This is a genomic window from Saccharopolyspora sp. ASAGF58, assembly GCF_012277335.1.
In the GTDB taxonomy this organism is placed as follows: Bacteria; Actinomycetota; Actinomycetes; order Mycobacteriales; family Pseudonocardiaceae; genus Saccharopolyspora; species Saccharopolyspora hattusasensis.
This window is the reverse complement of the sequence record NZ_CP040605.1, coordinates 6,475,932-6,497,965: the sequence shown is the minus strand read 5'-3', so window position 1 is coordinate 6,497,965 and position 22,034 is coordinate 6,475,932. Positions and strand designations below refer to the sequence as shown.

The following is a 22,034-nucleotide window of genomic DNA, read 5'->3' as shown; positions in this document are numbered from 1 at the left end:
AACGTCCCCACGAACAGGAGCTCTGATGGACAAGCAAATCGCCGTCGTCGGCCTGGGGTCGATGGGCGGTGCCATGGCCTCCACCCTGCACCGGGCCGGCTGGCAGGTGTCCGGGTTCGACCCCTCCCCCGATGCGCGTTCCGCCGCAGGAAGTGGCGGCATCCGCACCGTGGACGACGTCGGCTTGCTGGCCGGAACGCCCTACGTAGTCCTCTCGCTGCCCTCGGCCCGCGTGGTCGAGGCGACGGTCCCCCAACTGCTGGAGAGCGCGGGCACCATCGCGATCGTCGACACGACGACGTCGGAGCCGGCCACCAGCGCCAAGCTCGCCGTCCTCGCCGCCGAACGGGGCGCGGCCTTCGTGGACGCACCCGTCTCGGGCGGGCGAGCCGGGGCCGCGACGGGGCGGTTGACCGCGTTCGTCGGGGCCACGCCAGATGGCCTCGACGCGGCCCGGCCCGTGGTGGAGGCCCTGACCGGCGGCCAGTACCAGCACCTGGGCGGCCCCGGCTCCGGCAACGTGGTCAAGCTGCTCAACAACGTCCTGGCCGCGGCCAATCTGGTGTCCGTCGGTGAGGCCCTAGCCGTCGCGAAGGCCTACGGCGTGGATCCCGCCATCGCCGCGGCGGGGATCAGCGGAGCTTCCGGCGCCAGCTTGGTCTCCGCCGCGATGTACCCGGACTGGGTGCTCTCCGGCACCCACGACTCCGGTTTCTCCCTCGGGCTGATGGCCCGGGACGCCGCCCTGGCCATCGAGATCGCCGGCCAGCGCGGCGAGCAGCCCGGCCTGCTGGCCGCCGCGAGCCAGCGCTGGCAGGACGCCCTCGCCCGCCTCGGCCCCAGCGCCGACTTCACCGAGATCGCGCGAACCGTCGCCCCCTCCCTCACCCGCGAAGGATCCCCCAAATCATGAGCACCATCCCGGCCACTTCTTCGGCCGCATCTGCACGCCAGGCCTTGGACGCCGCCTTCCCGCAAGGCCTTGGAGCCTTCATCGACGGCGCCATCGTCACCGGCGGGGGCGAGCGCATCACCCTCACCTCCGCCGCCACCGGCGAGGACTACGCCGACTTCAACGATCCCGGCCGGGAAGGCGCCGACGCCATCCTGACCAGCGCGGTCCACGGGGCCGCGAAGTGGGCCGCGACGGACGCCTTCGAACGGGCGGCGATCCTGCGCAAGGTCTCCGGCATACTCTCCGAGCACGCCGAGGAACTGGCCGTGCTGGAGTCCGCCACCACCGGAAAGCCGCTCCGGGACACCCGGGGCGAGGCGGCCAAGGTCGCCGAAATGTTCGGCTACTACGCGGGGTGGGCCGACAAGCTGATGGGCCGGACCATCCCCGTCCCCGGCAACTGGCACACCTACACCGAACGCGTCCCCTGGGGCGTCGTCGTGGCCATCACGCCGTGGAACGCGCCGCTGTTCACGGCCGGTTGGAACTCGGCCGCCCCGCTGGCCGCCGGCAACGCCGTCGTCGTCAAACCCAGCGAGTTCACCCCGGCTTCCACCGTCAGGCTGGCCCAGCTGGCGCACCAGGCCGGTCTGCCGGAAGGCGTCTTCAACGTCGCCGTCGGCCTCGGGGGCACCGTCGGCGCCGCGCTCACCAGCGACCCGCGCGTCGGGAAGGTCTCGTTCGTCGGCTCGGTGGCCACCGGCCGCCGGGTGGCGGTATCGGCGGCCCAGGCCGGTATCCCGGCCGTCCTCGAACTCGGCGGCAAGAGCGCCAATATCGTCTTCGCCGACGCGGACCTGGACCGCGCGGCCGACGGTGCCATCGCGGCCGTGTTCTCCGGCGCCGGGCAGTCCTGCGTGGCCGGTTCGCGGCTGCTGGTGCAGCGCAGCGTCCACGCCGAGTTCGTCGAACGCGTTGCGGAGCGGGCGGCGCGATTGCGCCTCGGCGATCCGCTCGACCCCGACACCGAGGTCGGCCCGATCATCACCGCACCGCAGTTCGCCACCGTGACCTCCCTGATCGAGGCGGGGCTGCAGGACGGCGGCCGCCGGGTCACCGGCGCGGAGCTGCCCGCCGCGCTGACCGGCACCGCGCTGGCGGCCGGTCACTGGGTCGCGCCTACCCTGCTCGACGGGGTCACACCCGCCAACCGGTTGGAGACCAGCGAGGTGTTCGGTCCCGTTGTCGGCGCCGACGCATTCGACACCGAGGCGGAAGCGATCGACCGGGCCAACGGCACGAACTTCGGCCTGGCGGGCGCGGTGTGGACCGGCGACGTGTCCCGCGCCCACCACGTGGCACGCTCGGTCAAGGCCGGCACTTTCTGGATCAACTCCTACAAGACGATCCACGTCGCCGTCCCCTTCGGCGGCTTCGGCGACTCCGGCCACGGCCGCTCCTCCGGCCCGGGTGTGCTCGATGAGTACACCCAGACCAAGGCCGTCTGGGTGCCCACCCGCGCCGCAGGCGCACCGTTCCCATCGCTGAGCTACTAGGGCGGCGTCATGGGACCGAATCAGCAGAAAGACCGGTTCACCGCGGCGGCCCACCGCCGGAACCCCTCGCAGGAAGCAGCAGCCCGATGACCATTTCCACCGCCCCGGCCGAGGCCGGAACGAAGCAAACGCTGCCGATCGCCGCCCTGGCGCTGGTCATCGCGCTGGTCGTCCAGTTCGTCGGCCAAGTCAAGATCGATCTGGGCATCGGGTCCATCATCATCTTCCCGATGGTGTGGGGGCTGGTCCTCGGCCTGCTGGTGTCGGTGCAGCGGTTCAAGCCGCTCGGCTTGGACCTGCAGAAGGCGGCCTCGGCCTTGGTCGGCGTGGCGGTGATGCTGCTGGTGGCCCGGCTCGCCTTCAACATCGGCCCGAGCCTGCCGACCCTGGTCAAAGCGGGGCCCGCCCTGCTGCTGCAGGAGGTCGGCCACCTGCTCGGGACGATCGCCCTCGCCCTGCCGCTGGCCGTGCTGCTGCGCATGGGCAAGGCCACGGTCGGCGCCACGTTCTCCCTCGACCGCGAGCCGTCGTTCGCGATGGTCTCGGAGAAGTACGGGCCGGACTCGGACCAGTACCGCGGCGTGCTGGCGATGTACGTATTCGGCACGCTCTTCGGCGCGGTGTTCATCACGCTCCTGACGTCCCTCGTGGCCAACTGGCGGATCTTCGATCCGCTGGCGCTGGCCATGGGCGCGGGAGTCGGGTCCGGCTCGATGATGGCGGCGTCCACGGCGAGCATCGTGGACGCGTATCCGGCCGGTGAAGAGGCCATCCTGGGCATGGCCGCCGTGTCGAACCTGATCACCACGATCCTGGGCGTGTACGTCGGGATCTACATCGCGCTGCCGCTGGCCGACCGGTTCTACCGGCTGCTCACGGGACGCCGGGACACCGCCGCTCCGGGATCGGGCGCGCCAGCGGCTTCCGCCGGTGCCGGGTCGGACGAGGTCGCGGACAACCGCGCGTTCCGGGAGCAGGTCGCCGCGGTCTCCACCCAGGTCACGCTGCCGCTGTGGCTGTCGCTTGGGGTGCTGACGGTGCTGGGCATCGGCACCGCCTCGATCGCGGCCGGTGCCTTGAGCTGGAAGGTCGTCGGCGGTTACGCGGTGCTCCTGGCCCTGGTCCTGGTCGGGCTCCTCCTAGCGAAGGTGTCCCGGAAGATCTCGGCGATCGTTTGGATCACCACGGTGGGCGCCTACATCTCGAGCCCCTGGTTCCCCGGCGCAGAGGTGCTGAACCCGCTGGTGAAGTCGGTGGACTTCCTCTCGATCGCCACCATCATGCTGACCCTGGCGGGGCTGTCGCTGGGCAAGGACATCCCGCTGCTGCGGCGGATCGGCTGGAAGATCATCCCGGTCGGCCTGGTCGCGATCACGGCGTCGTTCCTCCTGTCGACCGTGATCGCCGAGTTCGCCCTCGGCCTTTGGGGCTGAGCAATCCGCTGGGATCGGTACTCTGAACGCAGCGCGGTGGCTCAGAACAGCAGGTCACCGGGTTGCGTGGCTGCGAGGATGAGGCAGTGCGGGAGAACGATCCGTTGATGGCGGGGCTGGTCCCCGAGCCGGACCGGCACGTCCGGATGTTGCTGGAGTCCGGCCGCCCGAACGCCGCCGGCCTCGCCTTCAGGCGGCTGGTCGCCGACGGGGCCAACCACGTCGATGGCCGGTGGGACTCCAGCGTCGTGCTCGTGCACCGGGCCTACCTGGCGTGGCGGCTCGATCGGATTCCGCTCGCCCTCGACCTCGTCGCCGAGGGGTGGACCGTGCTCGACGTCGACCGGCCGCAGGGTGGCTCCGCCGCCCAGGCGATGGGCATGCTCGGGGATCTGCTGCAGGCAGTCGGGCACCACGACGCCGCGCGCGAGCTCATCACCCAGTCGGTTCAGGTCGCCCGGCGCTGCGGTGCGCCGGAGATCCTCGCGCACTGCCTGGAGCGGGAGGCCAACTGCTGGCAACTGCGGGCCATGGAGGCCAACGGCGCCGCGGACGAGTGCTTCCGCACGGCGCTGGAGCTCTTCGACGAAGCGCTGTCGCTGGCCTCCCCAGGACAGATCCGCAACCGCGTTCAGGCCGGCAGCGCCCGGGCGCTGGCCGCCCTCGGGCACGTCGCCGAAGCGGAGAGCCGCGCGGTGCAGGCCCTGACGGCGAGCGAGGAAGCGGAGGACCGCTACACCTCGGCGATCGCGAACTGGGTGCTCGCCGAGATCCGTCGGCACCAGCACCGCCTGGCCGAAGCCCGGACTTTCGCCAGCCGAGCCGTCGAAACAGCGGAATGGATCCGGGACACCAGGCTGCGGACGCGGTTCTCGCTGGCCCTGACCACGATCTGCCGAGAGCTGGACGACCCCGTCGGCGAGGCCGCCGCGCTGCGCAGCCTGGTGGCCGCCAGCAGAACGGCGATGCGCGTGCTGCAGGTCGGGCTCGGTCAGGCCCTGGAGCAACGCCGCGTCGCCATCCAGGCGCAGCGCCAGGAGTCCGCCGCGCAGCAGGACGCGTGCCGGGACCCGCTGACCGGCCTGCTCAACCGGCGCGGCGTGGAGCACCGGGCCTCGGCTGCCGATCAAGCCGCGGTGCGGTGGCTGGTCGTGATGGACGTCGACAACTTCAAGAAGATCAACGACGCCGCGGGCCACACCGCAGGCGACGCCGTCTTGCAGGAGGTGGCCCGGCTGCTGCGGCGCGAGTGCCGCTCCGACGACCTCGTCTGCCGATGGGCGGGCGACGAGTTCCTGGTACTGCTCGCCGACCGGGAACAGGCTCCAGGCCCCGGCGGCCCGGAGCTGGCCGAGCGCATCCGCGCCGCTGTGGAGACCCACGACTGGACGCCGCAGGTGGGCTCGAGAACCCGACCGCCGACCGTCAGCGTCGGCGTCGCCATCGGCCCCACCCATTTCGTCCCCCTATTCGCCGCCGCCGACCGAGCCCTCTACCGGGCGAAGCACGCCGGCCGCAACCGGGTCGAGGTCGAAAGCGACCGGGCTTTTCCTCCAGCACAGACCTGACCGCACGTTCATGAGGGGATCCGGCAGCAGTGTCTCGACACCAAGCCCTTCACCCGCGTTCACCAATGCTTGCCGGGCGGTTCGTTGCTCTTCGTGCCCCTTGCCGGTTGTGTGGTGGGTGAACGGCTGCCTCCCGGTCGGTGGTGGCAGAGCTTCCGACTAGGCGGATTCGAGGTTTCTGCTGCGATGGTCGCCAGCGACGTGTCCAAGTCGAATCCCCAACCGCTGCTGGCCGGGCGCAGGCCACTGGCCCCGCACCTGTCGGTCTACGCGTTCATCCTCGTGCCGTTCCTGGCCTTGATCGCGGCTGTGCCGCTGGTGTGGGGGTGGGGCTTGCGCTGGTGGGATGCGCTGCTCGCCGTCGGCTGGTACGTGTTCACCATCCTCGGCGTGACGGTCGGCTACCACCGCTACTTCACGCACGGCGCGTTCCGCGCCAAGCGCTGGATGCGCATCGCACTCGCGGTCGCGGGCAGCATGGCGGTCCAGGGACCGATCCTGCACTGGGTCGCAGATCATCGCAGGCACCACGCGTTCGCCGACCGGGAGGGCGATCCACACTCGCCGTGGGCGTTCGGCACGTCCCCCGTCGCGTTGGCGCGGGGGTTCTGGCACGCGCACATGGGCTGGATCTTCGACCGGGATCTGACGAATCAGCAGCGGTTCGCGCCCGATCTGCTGGCCGACCCCGACATCCGGCTAGTGCACCGGTTGTTCGGGCCGCTGACCGTGGCCACGTTCGCGCTGCCTGCGTTGTGCGGCGGCTTGATCACCGGCACCTGGTGGGGTGCCGCGACGTCCTTCTTCTGGGCCGGGTTGGTCCGCGTCGCCTTCCTGCACCACGTGACCTGGTCGGTGAACTCGATCTGCCACATGTTCGGGGAGCGCCCGTTCCGCAGCCGCGACAAGGCGGCCAACTTCTGGCCGCTCGCCCTGCTGAGCATGGGCGAGTCGTGGCACAACCTGCACCACGCCGACCCGACCTGCGCTCGGCATGGCGTCCGGCCTGGCCAGATCGACATCTCCGCGCGGCTGATCCGGATCTTCGAGAAGCTCGGTTGGGTCACCCACGTGCGTTGGCCAACGGCCCGGCGCCTCGCCCGGTTGTCCGTCGACGACTGAGACAACGTCCACCGACCGCCGGAGTCCTGAGCACGGGAGTCGGTCAGCGAAATCGGGTACTTCAGCGTTACCGCGCCTTCTTGCGCCACCGGGCAGCGAAGCCTCCGAACAGGGCTTCCCCGCTCCGCAGCCGCTGGAGTCGCCACTCAGCCGAGGAGGCATCTCCCATGCCCGAGCACGAACATCCCCTGGAAGCGCTGCACCGCGGGCGGGATGCTGTGGCAGAGTCCGTGAGCCTGCAGGCCAGGACCCCGCAGCCGTCCTTGAACGAACTCCACGCCTTCGGCTCGGCGATCGTGGGCACGCTCGCCGAGCTCAGCCAACTGAGCTCCGTGCTGGCCGAACAGGTTGGGCGCTTCGACGAACAGGATGTGGAGCGGGCCAAGACCAGCAATCACCCCGGAGACAAGCTGAGGCTCGCCGGAACCCACCTGGCCACGCTCAGCGCCGAGTTGGCCGTGGCCGTCACGGACGCCACCCGGTACTGGACCGCGATTGAAAGCGTGGACCTGCACACCTCGGGCGACCTCAGACCACGACGCCATCCCGAGGCGCAGTGATCGAAGCACCGCGACGCCGGGCCCGCCAGCTCCCCCTCATTTCCGGGGACGGGACACCAAGAGCCCGACGACGATCCCGACGACCAGCATCACGGCCAGCGCCGTCCACATCGGCATCGTGACCAACGGCACGAAGATCCTGATCTCGACGGTTTGCCGGTTCTCGAGCACGAGCACCACTGCCGCCACGACAAGCACCAAGCTCGTAATGGCGCGGGGGGACGCCCAACGATGCGTCCTGTCCGGTGAACGCTGGCTCCGCTGACTGCTCATGGCGAACTCCGGCTACGCCGGTGCTGGGCCCGCATGCGCTGCGGGTGCCGCTGCTGCATGCGGCCGCACTCGAACTGCTCGGACAGCGGCGACAACCCCGTACACCACCAGCCAGATGCCGAGGATGTAGGTCAGGGTCACCAGCCCGAGGCCGGGGTAGGCCAGCAAGGCGATACCGGCGAGCACGCTGAGCAGCCCGGACGCGACCGCCCATCCCCGCGCCGGAACGCCCGCAGCGACGATCGCGTGCAAGGTTTCGACAACCCCGCTGATCGTCCAGAACAGACCCAGCGCAAGCGGGAACAGCGCGACGGAGGCAACAGGCGACCTCAGCACCACCACGCCAGCGATGATGGCCAGCACGGCAAGCAGAACCAGGGCGAAGCGATTCTCCTGGTGCGCGCTCACGGCCTCGACGAACCAGAAGATCCCGCCGACCAGCAACTGCACTCCGACAATGATCGCCAAAGCGACGACTGCCGGTCCTGGCCACACCAGCACTAGAATTCCGGCGATCGCGGTCAGGACCCCGAAGGTCAGCAGCCAACCCCAGGACCGCCCGAGCCGGGCCAGCGGTTCAGCGGCAGTCGTAGCGGGCTGCACGTGGGCGTTCGGCATGACCACCTCACAAGAGGCTCGTCGGGTTCGGCCTCCTCAGATTGCGCGGCCCCACGATGCCTCCCCAGGGTCCAACGGCCTCAGCCTTCGGCGCGCCCGCCGAGCCTCCCGGACAGGGCATCGCCTCTAACATGTCCGGTACAGCACCCGAGCCGTCTCGGTCCGCAGCTCATCGACCCGGTACGAGCTGGGGAAATCCAACCAGGGAATGTTCATGTGCCGCAGCATCAAGACGCTCCGCCCGCCCTACGCCGATCACGTCACCGACGGTGACATCCGGGCGGCCGCATTGCAGTACGTCCGCAAGATCTCGGGGTTCCGCGCGCCCGCCGCGCACAACGCGGCCGCTTTCGAACAGGCGGTGGACGAGATCGAGAAGGCCACGGCCACCCTGCTGGCGTCGCTGGAGGTCCGCGGCTCTCGGTAAGTTCGCCGCATGAGCCACCGTCTGCACGAGCGTCCCGTGGTTCAGAAAGCCAGGGCCATGACCTGAATCGGGATCATCGCGATGATCGAGGCGGCCGAGACCGTCAGCGTTACCGACTTCAGCGCCCCTCGGGTCGTTTGGGGCAGCAGGGTTTGCAGCAGCCAGAACGTGTTGCTGGTGGCGTGGATGACGAACAGCGAACCCGCGCCCGCCGCCAAGGCGACGAAGACCGGGTCGATGCCCAGCAGCGGCATGACTGGGCCCAGCACGCCGGCGGCGGTGATCGAGGCGAGCGTCACCGAGCCGATCGCGATGTGCAGCACCGCGGCCACCAACCACACCAGCAGCAGCGGGACGACCGTGCTGGTGGAGAAGTAGCCCTTCAGCAGTTCACCCAGGCCCACGTCCTTGACCGTCTGCGCCAGCGAGCCGCCGACACCCGTGAGGATGAGGATCTGGCCGCTTTCGTGGAAACCGCGCTTGAACGCCGCCGCGGTCTGCTCGGCCGGGAGCTTCCAACGCGCGAGGACCACCGCCCCGATCAGGCCGATGAGCAGGGCGATCACCGGGTCGCCGAGGAAGTCGACCCACGGCGAGGAGAACCCGGCCATTTCCGCGCTGGCACCGAAGGCGATCAGTGCCAGCGCGAGCAGCAGCGGAGCCAGCAGCAGGGGCAGCGGCGGCAGCTCGCGCGACCGCTCCTCCTCGGCGACCTCCGCGACCGGCAAGTCCTCGGTCTCGTCCAGCTTCGGGTTCCACAAGCCGCGCTTGGCCAGCGCCGTGAACAGCGCCAGCGTGGCGACGATGGTGAAGACCGCCGTGACGAGGCCGAAGATAAACATCTTGCCGAACGACAGGTTCAGCACCCCGGCCAGGGCGACCGCCCCGACACCGGGCAGCACGAACACCAGGCCGACCTCGATGCCCAGCGCCATCGCCGCGCACATCCGTGCCGCGCCGTACGGGCCGATTTGCCGGGACAGCCGGCCGGCCAGCGGCGCGGTGATCACCAGCAGCACGTCCGCGAAGATCGACTGCAGGACGGTGCCGACGGTGGCGCCGAAGGTGTAGGGCAGGGACCGCGGGCCGAAGGTCCGCACGAGCAGGTCGACGAGCTTCTCGATCGCGCCGAGGGAGGCCATCAGCGAGCCGAGCAGCACGCCGAACGCGATCAGCAAGCCGACCTCGGTCATCAGGTCGCCGAAGCCGGTGGTGATGGACTTGATGGTCTGCTCGGGGCCCAGTCCCGAGACCAGCCCCAGGTAGATCGCACCGAGGACGAGCGCGATGGCCGGGCTGATCTTGGCCCGGAGGATGAGCACGACGACGCCGACGATGGTGATCGCGGCGTTGGCGAAGACAACGATGTCCGACATCTTTCGAGTCCGATTCCGTCGGGGCCGGCACGAGCCGACTCCTCGACAGCTAGGCGCGCCTACTTCAGGTGGACGGGCAGGGATTCCAGCCCGTAGACGATCGAAGCCTTCCGGAAGGCCAGGTCCTCGGGGGCAATCGCCAGGCGCATGGCCGGGAAACGCCGAACCAGGGCGGGATAGGCCTCGCGGAGCTCCAACCGGCCGAGCTCCGCGCCAACGCAGCGGTGGATGCCGTAGCCGAAGGCCAGGTGCGAGGTGGCAGGACGCGTGGGATCGAGCCGCTCGAGGTCCGACCCGAGCTCGTCATCCCGGTTCGCGCCGGCCAGCGAGCACACCACGACGTCGCCTCGCGAGATCTTCACCCCGCCGATCTCCACGTCCTCTCGTGCGAAGCGCGGGAAAGCGACCTGGACGACGGTGAGGTGGCGCAGCAGTTCCTCGACGAAACCGGCGACGGCGGCATCGTCATCGCGGACCATCGCCAAGTGGTCCGGGTTCTGCAGCATGACCAGAGCTCCCAGCGAGAGCATGCTGGCCGTGGTCTCGAACCCGCCGGTGAGCACCCCGTCCGCGAGCTCCGCCAGCTCACGATCGGTGACGTCCTCGCCGTGCTCCTTGATGAGGGCGCCCAGCAGGCCGTCGCCCGGGCTCTCGCGCTGCTCCTTGACGACCCGGTGCAGGTACTCCAACGACTGCGACATCGCGCCGAGCGACGCGGCGACGCCGTCGAACAAGTCGAACCGCGCCACGCTCAGCTGCTGGAACTCCGCGCGGTCCACGTGCGGCACACCGAGCAGTTCGCAGATCACCAGCGACGGGATGGGCATCGCGAACTCCCGCACCAGGTCGACCGGCCCGTCCGCCGCTGCCATCGAGTCCAGCCGCTCGCCGACGATCGCCTGGATCTCCGGCCGTAACCGCTCCAACCGCCGCATCGTGAACTCCGGCGTCAGCATGCGGCGTAACCGGGTGTGGTCCGGCGGATCGGTGAAGCCGAGGCCACCGGGGTTGTCCTCCGCCTGGACGCCCGCGTTGCCGACGAGGTGCTTGAAGTCGTTGCTGAACGTGCCGGCGTCCCCGAGCACCGCCTTGGCCTCCCGATAGCCGGTGACCAGCCAGACGTTCAGCCCGAACGGCACCGGGAGCTTGGCGACCGGCTCCTGCTGGCGCTTGAGGCCGAGTTCCGGCACCGGGTCCAGGCCGGTCCGGCGCAACGGCATCAACGCCGCGTCCGGCAACAACGCCAGCGCCCCGGTCCCTTTCCCGCGCAGGCGCGTGAGATACCGACGCACGAACCAGGACGAGATCCGAGATCGAAGACTTCCCACCGAGCTAACCCCTCGTACGGCATGTTCCGCCAACAAGACTTCGATTCATCCAAGCGGATGCGGATCTCCGGTATTCACTCGGCCCATGCCTGCGCCACCAGGCACGAGCCGCGACACGACCGTCCACATCAGACGGCGGCATCGGGGATCGTGGTCCCGCGGCGGCTGGCTGGCCGGCGAATCGGACCGTCCTGTCGGTGGTATCCGATACTGTGCCCTTCGACACCCCATCTGCCGGTCGGCGCAGTCCGGGGCGTCCCGAAGCAGCAGCACAGGAAGCCGAAAGGGCGTAGTCATGGCCACCACCACGGTCACCGACGATTTCGTCGCGAAGGCCGACCCGTACCGGCGGGAACTGCTGGCGCACTGCTACCGGATGCTCGGCTCGCTGCACGACGCCGAGGACCTCGTGCAGGAGACCTACCTGCGCGCCTGGCGGGGCTACGACCGGTTCGAGGGCCGGTCGTCGCTGCGCACCTGGCTCTACCGGATCGCCACCACCACCTGCTTGACCGCGCTGGAGAACCGGAAGCGCCGACCGCTGCCGACCGGCCTGGGCGGTCCCAGCGACCCGTCCCGCGACAAGCTGGTCGAGCTGCCCGAGGTGCCGTGGCTGGAGCCCATCCCGGACACCATGATCACCGACGACCACACGGACCCGGCGGCGATCGTCAGCACGCGGGAGAGCACCCGGTTGGCCTTCATCGCCGCCCTGCAGCACCTGCCCGCCCGGCAGCGGGCGGTGCTGATCCTCCGCGACGTGCTGAAATGGAAGGCCGCCGAAGTGGCGGAAGCGCTCGGCACCACCACCGCTGCGGTCAACAGCTCCCTGCAACGCGCCCGGGCGCAGCTGGACCAGGTCAAGCCGTCCGAGGACGACACCCGCGAGCCGCTGACCGCCGAACAGCAGCAGATGCTGGAGCGCTACGTGGCGGCGTTCGAGGCCAAGGACATCTCCCGCATCGTGCAGTTGTTCACCGAGGACGCGATCTGGGAGATGCCGCCCTTCACCAACTGGGTGCGCGGCGCCGAGCAGATCGGCGTGCTGGTCGACCTCAAGTGCCCGGCCGGCCCGGACGACATGCGGCTGCTGCCGGCCCGGGCGAACGGCCAGGTCGCCTTCGGCGTCTACATGCGCCAGCCCGACGGCGTGTTCCGGCCGTTCCACCTGCAGGTGCTCGAATTCGACCGCGCGAAGGTCAAGCACGCCGTCACGTTCTTCGACGTCAGCCTGTTCCCCTCCTTCGGGCTGCCCGACACCTACCCGCAGTGAGCCGGATTCAGCGCAACGGATGCGCGGCGAGGAACCGCAGCACTACCCCGGACGCCTCGGCCTGCTTCTCCTCGAAGTACGCGTGGCGGGCTTCCTCGAGGTAGTGCACCTCAGCTCCAGGGATGCGCTCGCCGAGGATCGCCGCGTTCCGCGCCGGGCTGAAGATGTCGTCCGTGCCGTGCAGCACCAGCGTCGGCGCCGTCACGCGGTTCAGCTCCGCCCAGCTGTCGTGGCCGTTGCTGGCCCGCAGGTGCCCGCGCCGGGCGTGGTTGGGCATCCGGCCGCCGAGCACCACGTACGGGCCGGGATGGGTCCGCACCCATCCCGGCGTGTACATCAGATCGATCAGGGCTTGGCGCGCCGCCTCGACCGACGGTTGGGCCAGGGATCGGGTGACCGCGGCATCCGGGTGGAGTCCGCGGGTGCCGCCGACCGAGGTGCAGCCCAGGACCAGGGCCCCGAGCCGGTCCGGGTGGTCGATGGCCACCCATTGCGCGACCTTGCCGCCCATCGAGGTGCCGTAGACGTGGGCCCGCGCGATGCCTAGTTCGTCGAGAACGCTGATCACATCGCCGGCGAAGCGGCGGACGTTGTACTCCGCGTCCTCGGGCTTGTCGCTCTCGCCGGTGCCGAGGTAGTCCAGCACGATCGTCTGGTGGTCGCCCTCGAAGTCGGCGTGGACGTTGTCCCACCAGTGGTGGGTGTTCGCCTGCCCGCTCAACAGCACCAGCGGTTGGCCGGAACCCCGCACCTGGTAATAGATCTCGGCTTGGTCAGCAGTCTTCGCGAACGGCACGCCGGCATCCTACGACCGCCGACGCGGCACCAGCCCGGAAGTCGCCGAGCTCACAGACGTTCGTCCACAAAGGACCCCGTCCACCGGCAGGTGCGCTGTCGCACGCGGGGCTACAGTGGCGGCGGAGACGTATGGGCGCCTGGTGGCCCCCTCGGCCTTCAAAGCCGATGGCACCGAGCACCTCGGTGCGGCGGGTTCGATTCCCGTCCGTCTCCGCCTGTGGAGCCGGCTCCGACGTGCTGCAATGGGGGCATGACCGGGTCCGAACCGATTCGCCTCACCCAGTACGCGCACGGCGGCGGCTGCGCCTGCAAGATCCCGCCCGGCGAGCTGGAGTCGATCGTCAGCGGCCTGGCCCCCGCCGTCGAACGGCCGAACTCGGAGCTGATCGTCGGCCTGGAGACCGGTGACGACGCGGCCGTGGTGCGCGCCGACGGCGGACCCGCGATTGTGGCCACCACGGACTTCTTCACACCTGTCGTCGACGATCCCTACGACTGGGGCCGCATCGCCGCCGCCAACGCCCTGTCCGATGTTTACGCGATGGGCGGCACTCCGATCCTCGCGGTCAACCTCCTGGGCTGGCCGCGCGATGTGCTGCCGTTCGAGCTGGCCGCCGAGGTGCTGCGCGGCGGCTCCGATACCGCCGGGGCGGCGGGCTGCCACATCGGCGGTGGGCACAGCGTCGACGACCCCGAACCGAAGTACGGCCTGGCGGCCACCGGCCTCGTCGACCCCGATCGATTGCTGCGCAACGACACCGCGCGGCCGGGCCTGCCGCTGTCGCTGACGAAACCGCTTGGCATCGGCGTACTCAATACCCGGCACAAGCGCACCGGGGAACGCTTCGAGCAGGCAATCGAGGCGATGACGACGCTCAACCGCGACGCCGCGGTCGCTGCGGCGCGGGCCGGGGTGGTGTGCGCGACCGACGTCACCGGGTTCGGTCTGCTGGGTCACCTGTTCAAGACCATGCGCGCGTCCGGGACCGCCGCCGAAATCGACGTCGCCGCCGTGCCGTACCTCGACGGCGCGCGGGACGCGGTGCGGGCCGGGTTCGTCAGCGGCGGCACCCGCCGGAACCTCGACTGGGTCCTCCCTCACCTCGATCCCGGTTCGACGTCGGGAGAAGACCTGCTGTTGCTCGCCGACGCCCAAACCTCGGGCGGTCTGCTCGTGGTCGGCGAGATCCCGGGCGCGCCGGTGATCGGCCGGGTGCTGCCCGCCGGTACCGCGACGATCTCGCTGCGCTGAGCATTTCCCGCCCACATCGTGGGCAGCCGGGGCAATCCGTTGACGCTTCCCCACGCCGCTTCTAGCGTTCATGTCATGGCGCAGTCGGTGCAGTTGGTCACCAGGGACCATGTCGACCTCCTCCGGATCACCTCCGCCGCCTGTCCGCGGCACTGAGCTCCCGCAGCCCCGCACATCATCCCGGCCTCATTCGCCGATCACCGTTCGCCGCCGGGTCCCGGCATCGCTTCGCGAACGCTCCCCCACCTGACGATCCACTGTGGATTCGTCGTCGCGCGGCAGGAAGGACCTGCAGATGGCACCACGACCGAACCTGCACCTCGCGGTGGCGCTGGACGGCGCTGGCTGGCATTCCGCCGCGTGGCGGGATGAATCCGCCCGCGCTGCCGAGCTCTTCACCGCCGGGTACTGGGTCGACGTCGTGCGGGAAGCCGAGCACGGCCTGCTCGACTTCGTCACGATCGAGGACTCGCTCGGCCCGCAGTCGACCCTCGTCGACGGCCCGGACGACCGAACCGACCAGGTGCGCGGGCGGCTCGACGCGGGCCTGATCGCCTCTCGCGTCGCGCCCCGCACCACGCACATCGGCCTGGTGCCCAGCGCCGTCGTCACGCACACCGAGCCGTTCCACATCTCCAAGGCGGTCGCCAGCCTGGACTACATCAGCGCCGGCCGCGCGGGTTGGCAGGTGCAGGTTTCGGACCGACGCACTGAGGCCGCGCACTTCGGCCGGCGCGAGGTCGACCCCGCAGAGCTTTTCGACGAGGCCGCCGACTACGTCGAGGTGGTCCGCCGGCTGTGGGACAGCTGGGAGGACGACGCGGAGATCCGCGACGTCGCGACCGGCAGGTTCATCGACCGCGAAAAGCTGCACTACATCGACTTCGCCGGGAAGTGGTTCGACGTCAAGGGGCCGTCGATCACGCCACGTCCGCCGCAGGGCCAGCCGCTGGTGACGGCCCTGGCCTCGGAGGCCGCCGCGCACCGGTTCGCCGCCCGTGCCGCAGACGTCGTCTTTACCACCCCGCACGACGCGGAGCAGGCGCGGATCACCACCGATCGAATCCGCGCCGACCAACCGGCTTCCGGACCCGGCCCGCACGTGTTCGGCGATCTGGTCGTGTTCCTTGGCGAACGCGCGGCCGAGCGGAAGGACCGGCTGGACGAGCTCGACGGTGCGGTGTACACATCGGACGCTCCGGTGTTCACCGGCACCGCGTCCGAACTAGCCGATCGGCTGCTCTCCTGGGCCGAGGCGGGGCTTTCCGGATTCCGGTTGCGGCCCGGCGCCATCCCGCACGACCTCACCGCGATCACCCGCGGCCTGGTCCCGGAGCTGCAACGACGCGGAGCCTTCCGCACCGCCTACGAGGCCGGCACGCTGCGCGGGTTGTTCGGCCTGCACCGGCCCGCCGGCCGCTATGCCGCCACCGCCGGAGGACACCTGTGAGCAAGCAGATTCACCTGGCCGCGCACTTCCCGGGCGTAAACAACACCACGGTGTGGAGCGATCCGGCTTCGCTGAGCCAGATCGAGTTCTCCTCGTTTACGCACCTAGCTCGCACCGCCGAGCGCGGGAAGTTCGATTTCCTGTTCCTCGCCGAGGGATTGCGGCTGCGCGAACACGCCGGGAAGATCTACGACCTGGACGTGGTGGGCCGCCCGGACACCTTCACGGTGCTCGCCGGGCTGGCCGCCGTCACCGAGCACCTCGGGCTGGCGGGCACCATCAACTCGACGTTCAACGAGCCGTACGAGGTGGCCCGGCAGTTCGCCAGCCTCGACCACCTCTCTGGCGGCCGGGCGGCCTGGAACGTCGTCACGTCGTGGGATGCGTTCACCGGCGAGAACTTCCGGCGTGGCGGCTTCCTGCCGGAGGACCAGCGCTACGAACGCGCCGAGCGGTTCCTGCGCACCGCGTGGGAGCTCTTCGACTCCTGGCGCGGCGACGAGATCGTCGCCGACAAGGAGTCCGGGGTCTTCCTGAAAGACCCGCGGGCCGGCTCCTTCGCGCTCCGCGACGCGCACTTCGACATCGTGGGCCGCTTCAACGTGCCCCGCAGCCCGCAGGGCCGACCGGTGATCTTCCAGGCCGGGGATTCCGACGCGGGCCGCGAGTTCGCCGCCTCGGCCGCCGACGCGATCTTCACCGGCCACGGAACCCTGGAGGCGGGCAAGGAGTTCTACGCGGACGTCAAGGACAGGCTCGCCCGGCACGGCCGGTCCCGCGGCGAGCTCCTGGTGTTCCCGGCGACGACCGTGGTGCTCGGGGACACCGACGCGGAAGCCCACGAACGCGCCGCGCACATCCGGCACCAGCAGGTCAGCGGCCAGACCGCCATCCGGTTCCTGGAACAGCTGTGGAACACCGACCTCGGCGGCTTCGACCCCGACGGACCGCTGCCCGAGTTCGATCCGGTGGTCGGCGCCGATGCGATCACCAAGGGCCGGGCCAGCTCCCGGCGCCACCGCGACCCGGTCACCATCGCCCGGCGGTGGCGCGAACTCGCCGAGGCCAAGCAGCTGTCCATCCGGGAGCTGATCATCGAGGTCACCGCCCGGCAGTCGTTCATCGGCACGCCGGAGACCGTGGCCGAGACGATGAACCGGTTCGTGCAGGAAGACGCCTCCGACGGCTTCATCCTCGTCCCGCACCTCATCCCCGGCGGCCTCGACGAGTTCGTCGACACCGTGGTCCCGCTGCTGCAGGAACGGGGCGTGTACCGCACCGAGTACCCGGGCGCGACGCTGCGCGAGAACCTCGGGCTGCCGCCGCTGGCAGACCCCCACCGCAGCACGAAGACCGCCTCATGACCAGGTCGGCTTGGAGGTCGCACTGATGCCCACCCCGCTGTCCGTCCTCGACCTGTCGCCCGTCCCGTCCGGGCAGACCTCGGCCGACGCCTTGCGCAACACCATCGACCTCGCGCAGCGCACCGAACACCTCGGCTACCGCCGCTACTGGGTGGCCGAACACCACCTCATGCGCGGCGTCGCCTCCTCGGCGCCGGCGGTGCTGATCGCGCTGATCGCGGGCGCGACCAGCCGGATCCGGGTGGGTTCGGCGGCGGTGCTGCTGGGGAACCACTCCCCGCTGGTGGTCGCCGAGCAGTTCGGCACGATCGCCCAGCTGCACCCGGGCCGCGTCGACCTTGGGCTCGGGCGCTCCGGCCTGCTGCGCGGCCGGGAGTTGGTGCGCCGGTTCGCCGGTCCCGCCGACGGGCCGGCGCCCGAGGCCAAGGTGGTGGACGGGCTGCTGATCCCGCCCAAGCCGCGCGGGCTGGCCAGATCGGAGCGGTTCATAGCGCGCATCGAGGAGCAGCAACGGCTGCTCAGCACCGGCGAGCCCGCGGAATCGCCACTGGACTACCGAGCCCAGGTCGAGCAGATCCTACGGTTCGTCGACGGTGGATTCCGGTCCGCCAGCGGCGAACCGCTGCACGCGCTGCCGGTCGAAGGTGCCGATCTCGACGTCTGGGTCCTCGGGTCCAGCGCCGGGCAGAGCTCGGCCGCGGCGGGTTCGCTGGGCCTTCCGTTCGCGGCGAACTACCACGTCAGCCCATCAACGGTGCTGGAGGCGGTCGCCACCTACCGGGACGACTTCACCGCATCCGCGAAGCTGGCCCGCCCGCACGTCGTGGTGTCGGCGGACGTGGTGGTGGCCGACACCGACGAGCAGGCCCGGGAGCTCGCCGCCCCGTACGGGCCGTGGGTGCACAGCATCCGCGCCGGGGAAGGCGCGATCCCGTACCCCAGCCCGGCCGAAGCAGCTGAGGTCCCGTGGACAATCCAGGCGCGGGAAATCGTCGCCGACCGGCTGGACACGCAGATCGTGGGCTCGCCGGAGACGGTGGTGCGCAAGCTTGTGACGTTGCGCGATGCCACCGCCGCCGACGAGCTCGTGATAACCACGGCCACCCACGACCATGCCGACCGGGTCCGCTCCTACGAACTGCTCGCCAAGGCCTGGCTGGCGTCCTAACCGCGTCCGATGAACGGCATCGCGGTAGCGGTGATGGTCAGGAACTGCACGTTCGTGTTCAGCGGCAGGCCCGCCATGTAGAGCACGGCGTCGGCGACGTGCCGGGCGTCGAAGGTCGGTTCGGGGCGAACCGAGCCGTCCGCCTGCACCGCGCCGGTGGCGATGCCCGAGGTCATCTCGGTGGCCGCGTTGCCGATGTCGATCTGTCCGCAGGCGATGCCGTAGGGCCGACCGTCCAGCGAGATCGACTTGGTCAGGCCGGTGATGGCGTGCTTGGTCGCGGTGTAGGCGACGCTGCGCGGCCGCGGGCTGTGCGCGGAGATGGAACCGTTGTTGAGGATCCGGCCGCCCTGCGGGTCCTGGTCCCGCATGATCCGGAAGGCGTGGTGCGCGCACAGGAACGAGCCGGTCAGGTTGGCCTGCACGACGTCCTGCCAGTCCGAATAGGACAGTTCGCCGACGGAACCGGCGGTGCCGAAGGTGCCCGCGTTGTTGACCAGCAGGTCGACCCGGCCCCACGCGTCGCGCACGCCCTCGAACAGCGCGGCGGCCGACTCTGGGTCGCTGACGTCGGTCGGTGCCACTCGGGCGGCTGCGGAGCCCTGCGCGGTCTCTTCCAACGGCTCTGGCCGCCGGCCCGCCAGCGCCACCCGGTAGCCCGCGCCGAGCAGGGCCTGCGCGATCTCTCGCCCCACGCCGGATCCGGCCCCGGTCACCACTGCGACTCGCATGTCGCTCATCAGCCCTCCCGTCACGATTGCCAACGGGCTCATTGATACCTCACACAGCGACCGCGCCCGGATCCCTTCGGACGGTTGGCGCGAGCCGCACCCGGGCACACCCATAACGTGCGCACTGTGCTTTTGAGGCCACCAGCTTCGCGGGCCGTCTGGTGCTACCCGGCGTTACTCTCCGCGCTCATCGCGCTGGCAGGCTGCGGCGAGCCGCCCGCGAATCCCCCGAACAGCGCGCCCGCCGCGTCGCCGCCCGCCGCCCAGGTGGCGGGAACGGAGGTGACGTTGCGCGGCGAAGTGCGGACCGGGGTCGAACTCGGCTGCCTGGTCCTCAACACCAGTGACCGGGAGTACCTGCTGGTGCACCCACCGCCCGAGCTGCGTCCTGGTGTGATTGCAGTGGTCCGCGGCAGGATCGAGCCGGGCATGGTCACGACCTGCATGCAGGGAACCCCGCTGGTGGTGTCGGAAGCACGCACCGCTTGAGAGCGCCGAAGGGCGTCACGAATCGCCCGCCGGGCCCCGTGGTGCGGGGATGAGGTCCCGGAGGTACTCGCGGTGCTGGGCGGGTAGTGCCCTGCCACCTGGTCGTGGTGTTCGCTTTGGGTCCACTGTGGGTGGTGGGATGAACGCGGGTCGCCCACCGCGCATGGTGATTTCCCATCGCTGGTTGTGCAGGGTCCGGTGGTGGTGACCGCAGAGCATCACCATGTTGCTCAGCTCGGTGGTTCCACCGTCGGCCCAGTGGGCGAGGTGGTGTGCTTCCGGGGTTCCCGGCGGCCGGTCGCACCCCGGGAACGCGCACACCCCGTCCCGCTGCAGCAACGCCGCGCGGATCTGGGCGGGCGCGGTCCGCTTCGCCCGGCCCACGTCCAGCGGGAGCCCGTCCCCGTCGAGGACCATCGGCAACACCTCGGCATCGCAGGCGATCCGTCGGGCGTTCTCGGCGGTGATGGCCCGTTCGGTGTTGAGGGTCCCGGGCATACCGGTCTCGGCGGCGACGAACCCGAGCCCCTTCTTCAAATCCTCGAAATCGATAGAGATCGTCAGGTGCGGGCGCTGCCCACCCGTGCGCGGAACCCCGTCATGATCCAGCGCCAGGTCCAGGATCGCGGCGAACCCGTCGGCGTTGCGCTGCCCCACCGTGCGCGGATCCTTCTCCCCCTCCACCTCCGGACGGGGAGCGGCCAGGGGCTGCATCAGCGCTGCGAACTTCGCCCCGGCCTCGCGGTCGAGGCGGGCTTTGATGACCGTCATCCCGTCCCGGGCAACCGTGTAGTGCAGCTCCCGTGACTTGTGCTGGTCTTCCTCGTCGTCGTAGGCGCCGTCCTGGTCCAGCAGGTAGCGGATGCGCTCGGCGAGTTTCTCCAGCTCACGAGGCGTCATCATCCGCGCGTAGGCGGCGAGGGTCGATTCGACCTCACCGATCTGGTGGCAGCGCGCATACTCCGGCAGGCGACGGACCCCGTCCACGATCACCCGCGCGTGCTCCAACCCGATCGCACCCTCTGCCAGTGCCGCGGCGGTCTCGGGTAGGTCGGCGGGCATGACCTCGCCATACAAGCTCTGCCGGTCTTCAACATTGCGGGCGACCTTGACGCGGGTTTTCGCATCACGCGCATCGATGTTGAGCAGCCCCTGCAACCACACCTGCGCCGACCGGAACCCCAACTCGGCATACACACCACGGTGGTCGGCTTCGGCGATGCACTGCAACTGCTCCATCATCAACACCCGCATCCCCTCCTCCAGTTCACGGATACGGGCGGCGAGTTCGGCATCCGTGCACGACACCGCCGACCGGGCACCAGCGGTGCCGACGGCCGGATCCTGGGTGTTCAACAGCGGTGTCATACCAAGTATTCTCCCGCATTAGCACACCAGTTCGCACGTCTTTTATGGTCGCTTGATCAGGTGAAACACCCGGCCCAAAGCCCAAAAACCCAACCCGCGCGGAAGCGAAACCACCGGAAACCACGACACAGCAACGAAAACCAGGGCACGCCGAAGGCGACACCCAAGCACCAGCACCAGCATGATTGTCGTGAGCGGTTTCGAGTGCTATAGCACCGAAAACCGCGCACGGGCCACCTCGGAACGCAGCGATCACCACCGCTCCCACCCCCAGTACTCCGCCACCCTGCAACGCAATAGCCCCACCCCGCCAGACCACTCCTGGCCATCCCCGTGACACAAAGCCGAAACAGGGGCTGCGGGACGGATGTCAAGCCGTTCACCCCCGAAGGGGCGGCCGAAGGCCGGGCTTGACCTCCGGCCCGCAGCCCCCACACTCCACCGACACGGGGATGGCCCACCCACAACAGAACGCCAAAAGTCCCAACCCCGAACCAAACCCACCAAACCCCACACATGCCGAAGCGATACGAACCGGGTACAACCCGCCCACACGAGCCACCAAACGGCCCTTCCCCATGACCTACCCCCCAGGCCCTCCACCCCATGATCGCCCTCTCCAGGCCCTCCATCCCAGGCCCTCCAACCCAGGCCCTCCACCCCGGGCGCCCCCCAGGCGCTCCCCCAGGCCCTCCACCCCGGGCGCTCCCCAGGCGCTCCCCCCCCCAGGGCGCTCCCCCCAGGACCTCCACCCCGGGCGCCCCCCAGGCGCTCCCCCCCAGGGCGCTCCCCCCAGGACCTCCACGGCGGACCCGGAGATCGATCTCCAACCGCCGCTCCCCCAACCTCAACCACCACGCTCCCAACGTGGTGGTTGAGCAGGAACACCTGCGGTGAGCTTCTCCAGCGATGGCACGTCGAGTTCACGAATCCGGAATCAGCGGCGTACACGGGGGCGGGATCACTCCGCCGACCAGCTCGGACA

General features: G+C 70.0%; 20 protein-coding genes and 1 tRNA gene. 14 read left to right on the top strand and 7 right to left on the bottom strand.

From position 1 onward, the window contains the following. Nucleotides 1–25 precede the first annotated feature (25 nt). The 6 genes from FDZ84_RS30470 (at nucleotide 26) to FDZ84_RS30445 (ending at nucleotide 7,134) form a co-directional block, all read left to right on the top strand. Nucleotides 26–913 (top strand): NAD(P)-dependent oxidoreductase, encoded by an 888-nt coding sequence (locus FDZ84_RS30470; protein ID WP_168588679.1) that lies wholly within the window; start codon nucleotides 26–28, stop codon nucleotides 911–913. Next, the gene (locus tag FDZ84_RS30465; RefSeq protein ID WP_168588678.1) at nucleotides 910–2,451 is read left to right on the top strand and encodes an aldehyde dehydrogenase; all 1,542 of its coding nucleotides are present in this window, start codon (nucleotides 910–912) and stop codon (nucleotides 2,449–2,451) included. The genes FDZ84_RS30470 and FDZ84_RS30465 overlap by 4 nt, the downstream gene beginning before the upstream one ends. A gap of 86 nt (nucleotides 2,452–2,537) precedes the next feature. Beyond that, nucleotides 2,538–3,884: a DUF3100 domain-containing protein gene (locus tag FDZ84_RS30460; RefSeq protein WP_168588677.1), complete on the top strand. Its 1,347-nt coding sequence runs from the start codon at nucleotides 2,538–2,540 to the stop codon at nucleotides 3,882–3,884. A gap of 86 nt (nucleotides 3,885–3,970) precedes the next feature. Beyond that, nucleotides 3,971–5,452: a diguanylate cyclase gene (locus FDZ84_RS30455; RefSeq protein WP_168588676.1), complete on the top strand. Its 1,482-nt coding sequence runs from the start codon at nucleotides 3,971–3,973 to the stop codon at nucleotides 5,450–5,452. Nucleotides 5,453–5,638: 186 nt separating this feature from the next. Then, nucleotides 5,639–6,574, top strand: coding sequence for an acyl-CoA desaturase (locus FDZ84_RS30450; RefSeq protein ID WP_168588675.1), 936 nt, complete (start codon nucleotides 5,639–5,641; stop codon nucleotides 6,572–6,574). 167 nt (nucleotides 6,575–6,741) lie between these two features. Further along, a complete protein-coding gene (locus FDZ84_RS30445) occupies nucleotides 6,742–7,134 on the top strand; it encodes a hypothetical protein (protein WP_168588674.1) in 393 nt (130 codons plus the stop codon). A 36-nt stretch (nucleotides 7,135–7,170) separates the two neighbouring features. Here FDZ84_RS30445 and FDZ84_RS39565 read toward each other — a convergent pair whose 3' ends face one another. Both FDZ84_RS39565 and FDZ84_RS30435 read right to left on the bottom strand, forming a co-directional pair. After that, a complete protein-coding gene (locus FDZ84_RS39565) occupies nucleotides 7,171–7,323 on the bottom strand; it encodes a lipopolysaccharide assembly protein LapA domain-containing protein (RefSeq protein WP_246868547.1) in 153 nt (50 codons plus the stop codon). Nucleotides 7,324–7,419: 96 nt separating this feature from the next. Continuing rightward, nucleotides 7,420–8,025 carry an HdeD family acid-resistance protein gene (locus tag FDZ84_RS30435; RefSeq protein ID WP_246868546.1) on the bottom strand — a complete coding sequence of 202 codons (606 nt, stop codon included), beginning with the start codon at nucleotides 8,023–8,025 and terminating at the stop codon, nucleotides 7,420–7,422. A gap of 214 nt (nucleotides 8,026–8,239) precedes the next feature. Here FDZ84_RS30435 and FDZ84_RS30430 point away from each other — a divergent pair, with 214 nt between their 5' ends. Then, nucleotides 8,240–8,452 carry a DUF2277 domain-containing protein gene (locus FDZ84_RS30430; protein ID WP_168588672.1) on the top strand — a complete coding sequence of 71 codons (213 nt, stop codon included), beginning with the start codon at nucleotides 8,240–8,242 and terminating at the stop codon, nucleotides 8,450–8,452. Between the two features lie 41 nt (nucleotides 8,453–8,493). Here FDZ84_RS30430 and FDZ84_RS30425 read toward each other — a convergent pair whose 3' ends face one another. Continuing rightward, nucleotides 8,494–9,828 carry a GntP family permease gene (locus FDZ84_RS30425; protein ID WP_168588671.1) on the bottom strand — a complete coding sequence of 445 codons (1,335 nt, stop codon included), beginning with the start codon at nucleotides 9,826–9,828 and terminating at the stop codon, nucleotides 8,494–8,496. A gap of 59 nt (nucleotides 9,829–9,887) precedes the next feature. After that, entirely contained in the window at nucleotides 9,888–11,156 is a 1,269-nt protein-coding gene (locus FDZ84_RS30420; RefSeq protein ID WP_210435216.1) for a cytochrome P450, read from the bottom strand. Nucleotides 11,157–11,451: 295 nt separating this feature from the next. Here FDZ84_RS30420 and FDZ84_RS30415 point away from each other — a divergent pair, with 295 nt between their 5' ends. Further along, nucleotides 11,452–12,429 carry a sigma-70 family RNA polymerase sigma factor gene (locus FDZ84_RS30415; protein ID WP_168588670.1) on the top strand — a complete coding sequence of 326 codons (978 nt, stop codon included), beginning with the start codon at nucleotides 11,452–11,454 and terminating at the stop codon, nucleotides 12,427–12,429. A gap of 7 nt (nucleotides 12,430–12,436) precedes the next feature. Here FDZ84_RS30415 and FDZ84_RS30410 read toward each other — a convergent pair whose 3' ends face one another. Next, nucleotides 12,437–13,225, bottom strand: a complete 789-nt coding sequence (locus FDZ84_RS30410; protein ID WP_168588669.1) for an alpha/beta fold hydrolase — start codon at nucleotides 13,223–13,225, stop codon at nucleotides 12,437–12,439. A gap of 123 nt (nucleotides 13,226–13,348) precedes the next feature. Between FDZ84_RS30410 and FDZ84_RS30405 the strand changes: the two genes are divergently transcribed. The 5 genes from FDZ84_RS30405 to FDZ84_RS30385 all read left to right on the top strand — a co-directional run bounded on the left by FDZ84_RS30405 (nucleotide 13,349) and on the right by FDZ84_RS30385 (nucleotide 18,461). Then, nucleotides 13,349–13,441, top strand: a tRNA-Sec gene (locus FDZ84_RS30405). Between the two features lie 36 nt (nucleotides 13,442–13,477). Then, nucleotides 13,478–14,479 (top strand): selenide, water dikinase SelD, encoded by a 1,002-nt coding sequence (gene selD, locus FDZ84_RS30400; RefSeq protein ID WP_168588668.1) that lies wholly within the window; start codon nucleotides 13,478–13,480, stop codon nucleotides 14,477–14,479. Between the two features lie 295 nt (nucleotides 14,480–14,774). After that, a complete protein-coding gene (locus FDZ84_RS30395; protein WP_168588667.1) occupies nucleotides 14,775–15,929 on the top strand; it encodes an LLM class flavin-dependent oxidoreductase in 1,155 nt (384 codons plus the stop codon). Then, nucleotides 15,926–17,293 (top strand): NtaA/DmoA family FMN-dependent monooxygenase, encoded by a 1,368-nt coding sequence (locus FDZ84_RS30390; RefSeq protein WP_168588666.1) that lies wholly within the window; start codon nucleotides 15,926–15,928, stop codon nucleotides 17,291–17,293. Before FDZ84_RS30395 ends, FDZ84_RS30390 begins: the two co-directional genes overlap by 4 nt. Before the next feature lie 25 nt (nucleotides 17,294–17,318). After that, nucleotides 17,319–18,461 (top strand): MsnO8 family LLM class oxidoreductase, encoded by a 1,143-nt coding sequence (locus tag FDZ84_RS30385; protein ID WP_168588665.1) that lies wholly within the window; start codon nucleotides 17,319–17,321, stop codon nucleotides 18,459–18,461. Here the strand turns inward: FDZ84_RS30385 and FDZ84_RS30380 are convergent. Then, on the bottom strand, nucleotides 18,458–19,201 hold the full coding sequence (locus tag FDZ84_RS30380; RefSeq protein ID WP_168588664.1) for an SDR family oxidoreductase: 744 nt from the start codon (nucleotides 19,199–19,201) through the stop codon (nucleotides 18,458–18,460). The genes FDZ84_RS30385 and FDZ84_RS30380 overlap by 4 nt on opposite strands. Before the next feature lie 117 nt (nucleotides 19,202–19,318). Between FDZ84_RS30380 and FDZ84_RS30375 the strand changes: the two genes are divergently transcribed. Further along, complete coding sequence (locus FDZ84_RS30375; RefSeq protein ID WP_246868545.1) at nucleotides 19,319–19,681, top strand: hypothetical protein; 363 nt, start codon at nucleotides 19,319–19,321, stop codon at nucleotides 19,679–19,681. A 15-nt stretch (nucleotides 19,682–19,696) separates the two neighbouring features. Here the strand turns inward: FDZ84_RS30375 and FDZ84_RS30370 are convergent, their stop codons facing one another. Then, on the bottom strand, nucleotides 19,697–21,049 hold the full coding sequence (locus tag FDZ84_RS30370) for an HNH endonuclease signature motif containing protein (protein WP_168588663.1): 1,353 nt from the start codon (nucleotides 21,047–21,049) through the stop codon (nucleotides 19,697–19,699). Between the last annotated feature and the right edge of the window lie 985 nt (nucleotides 21,050–22,034).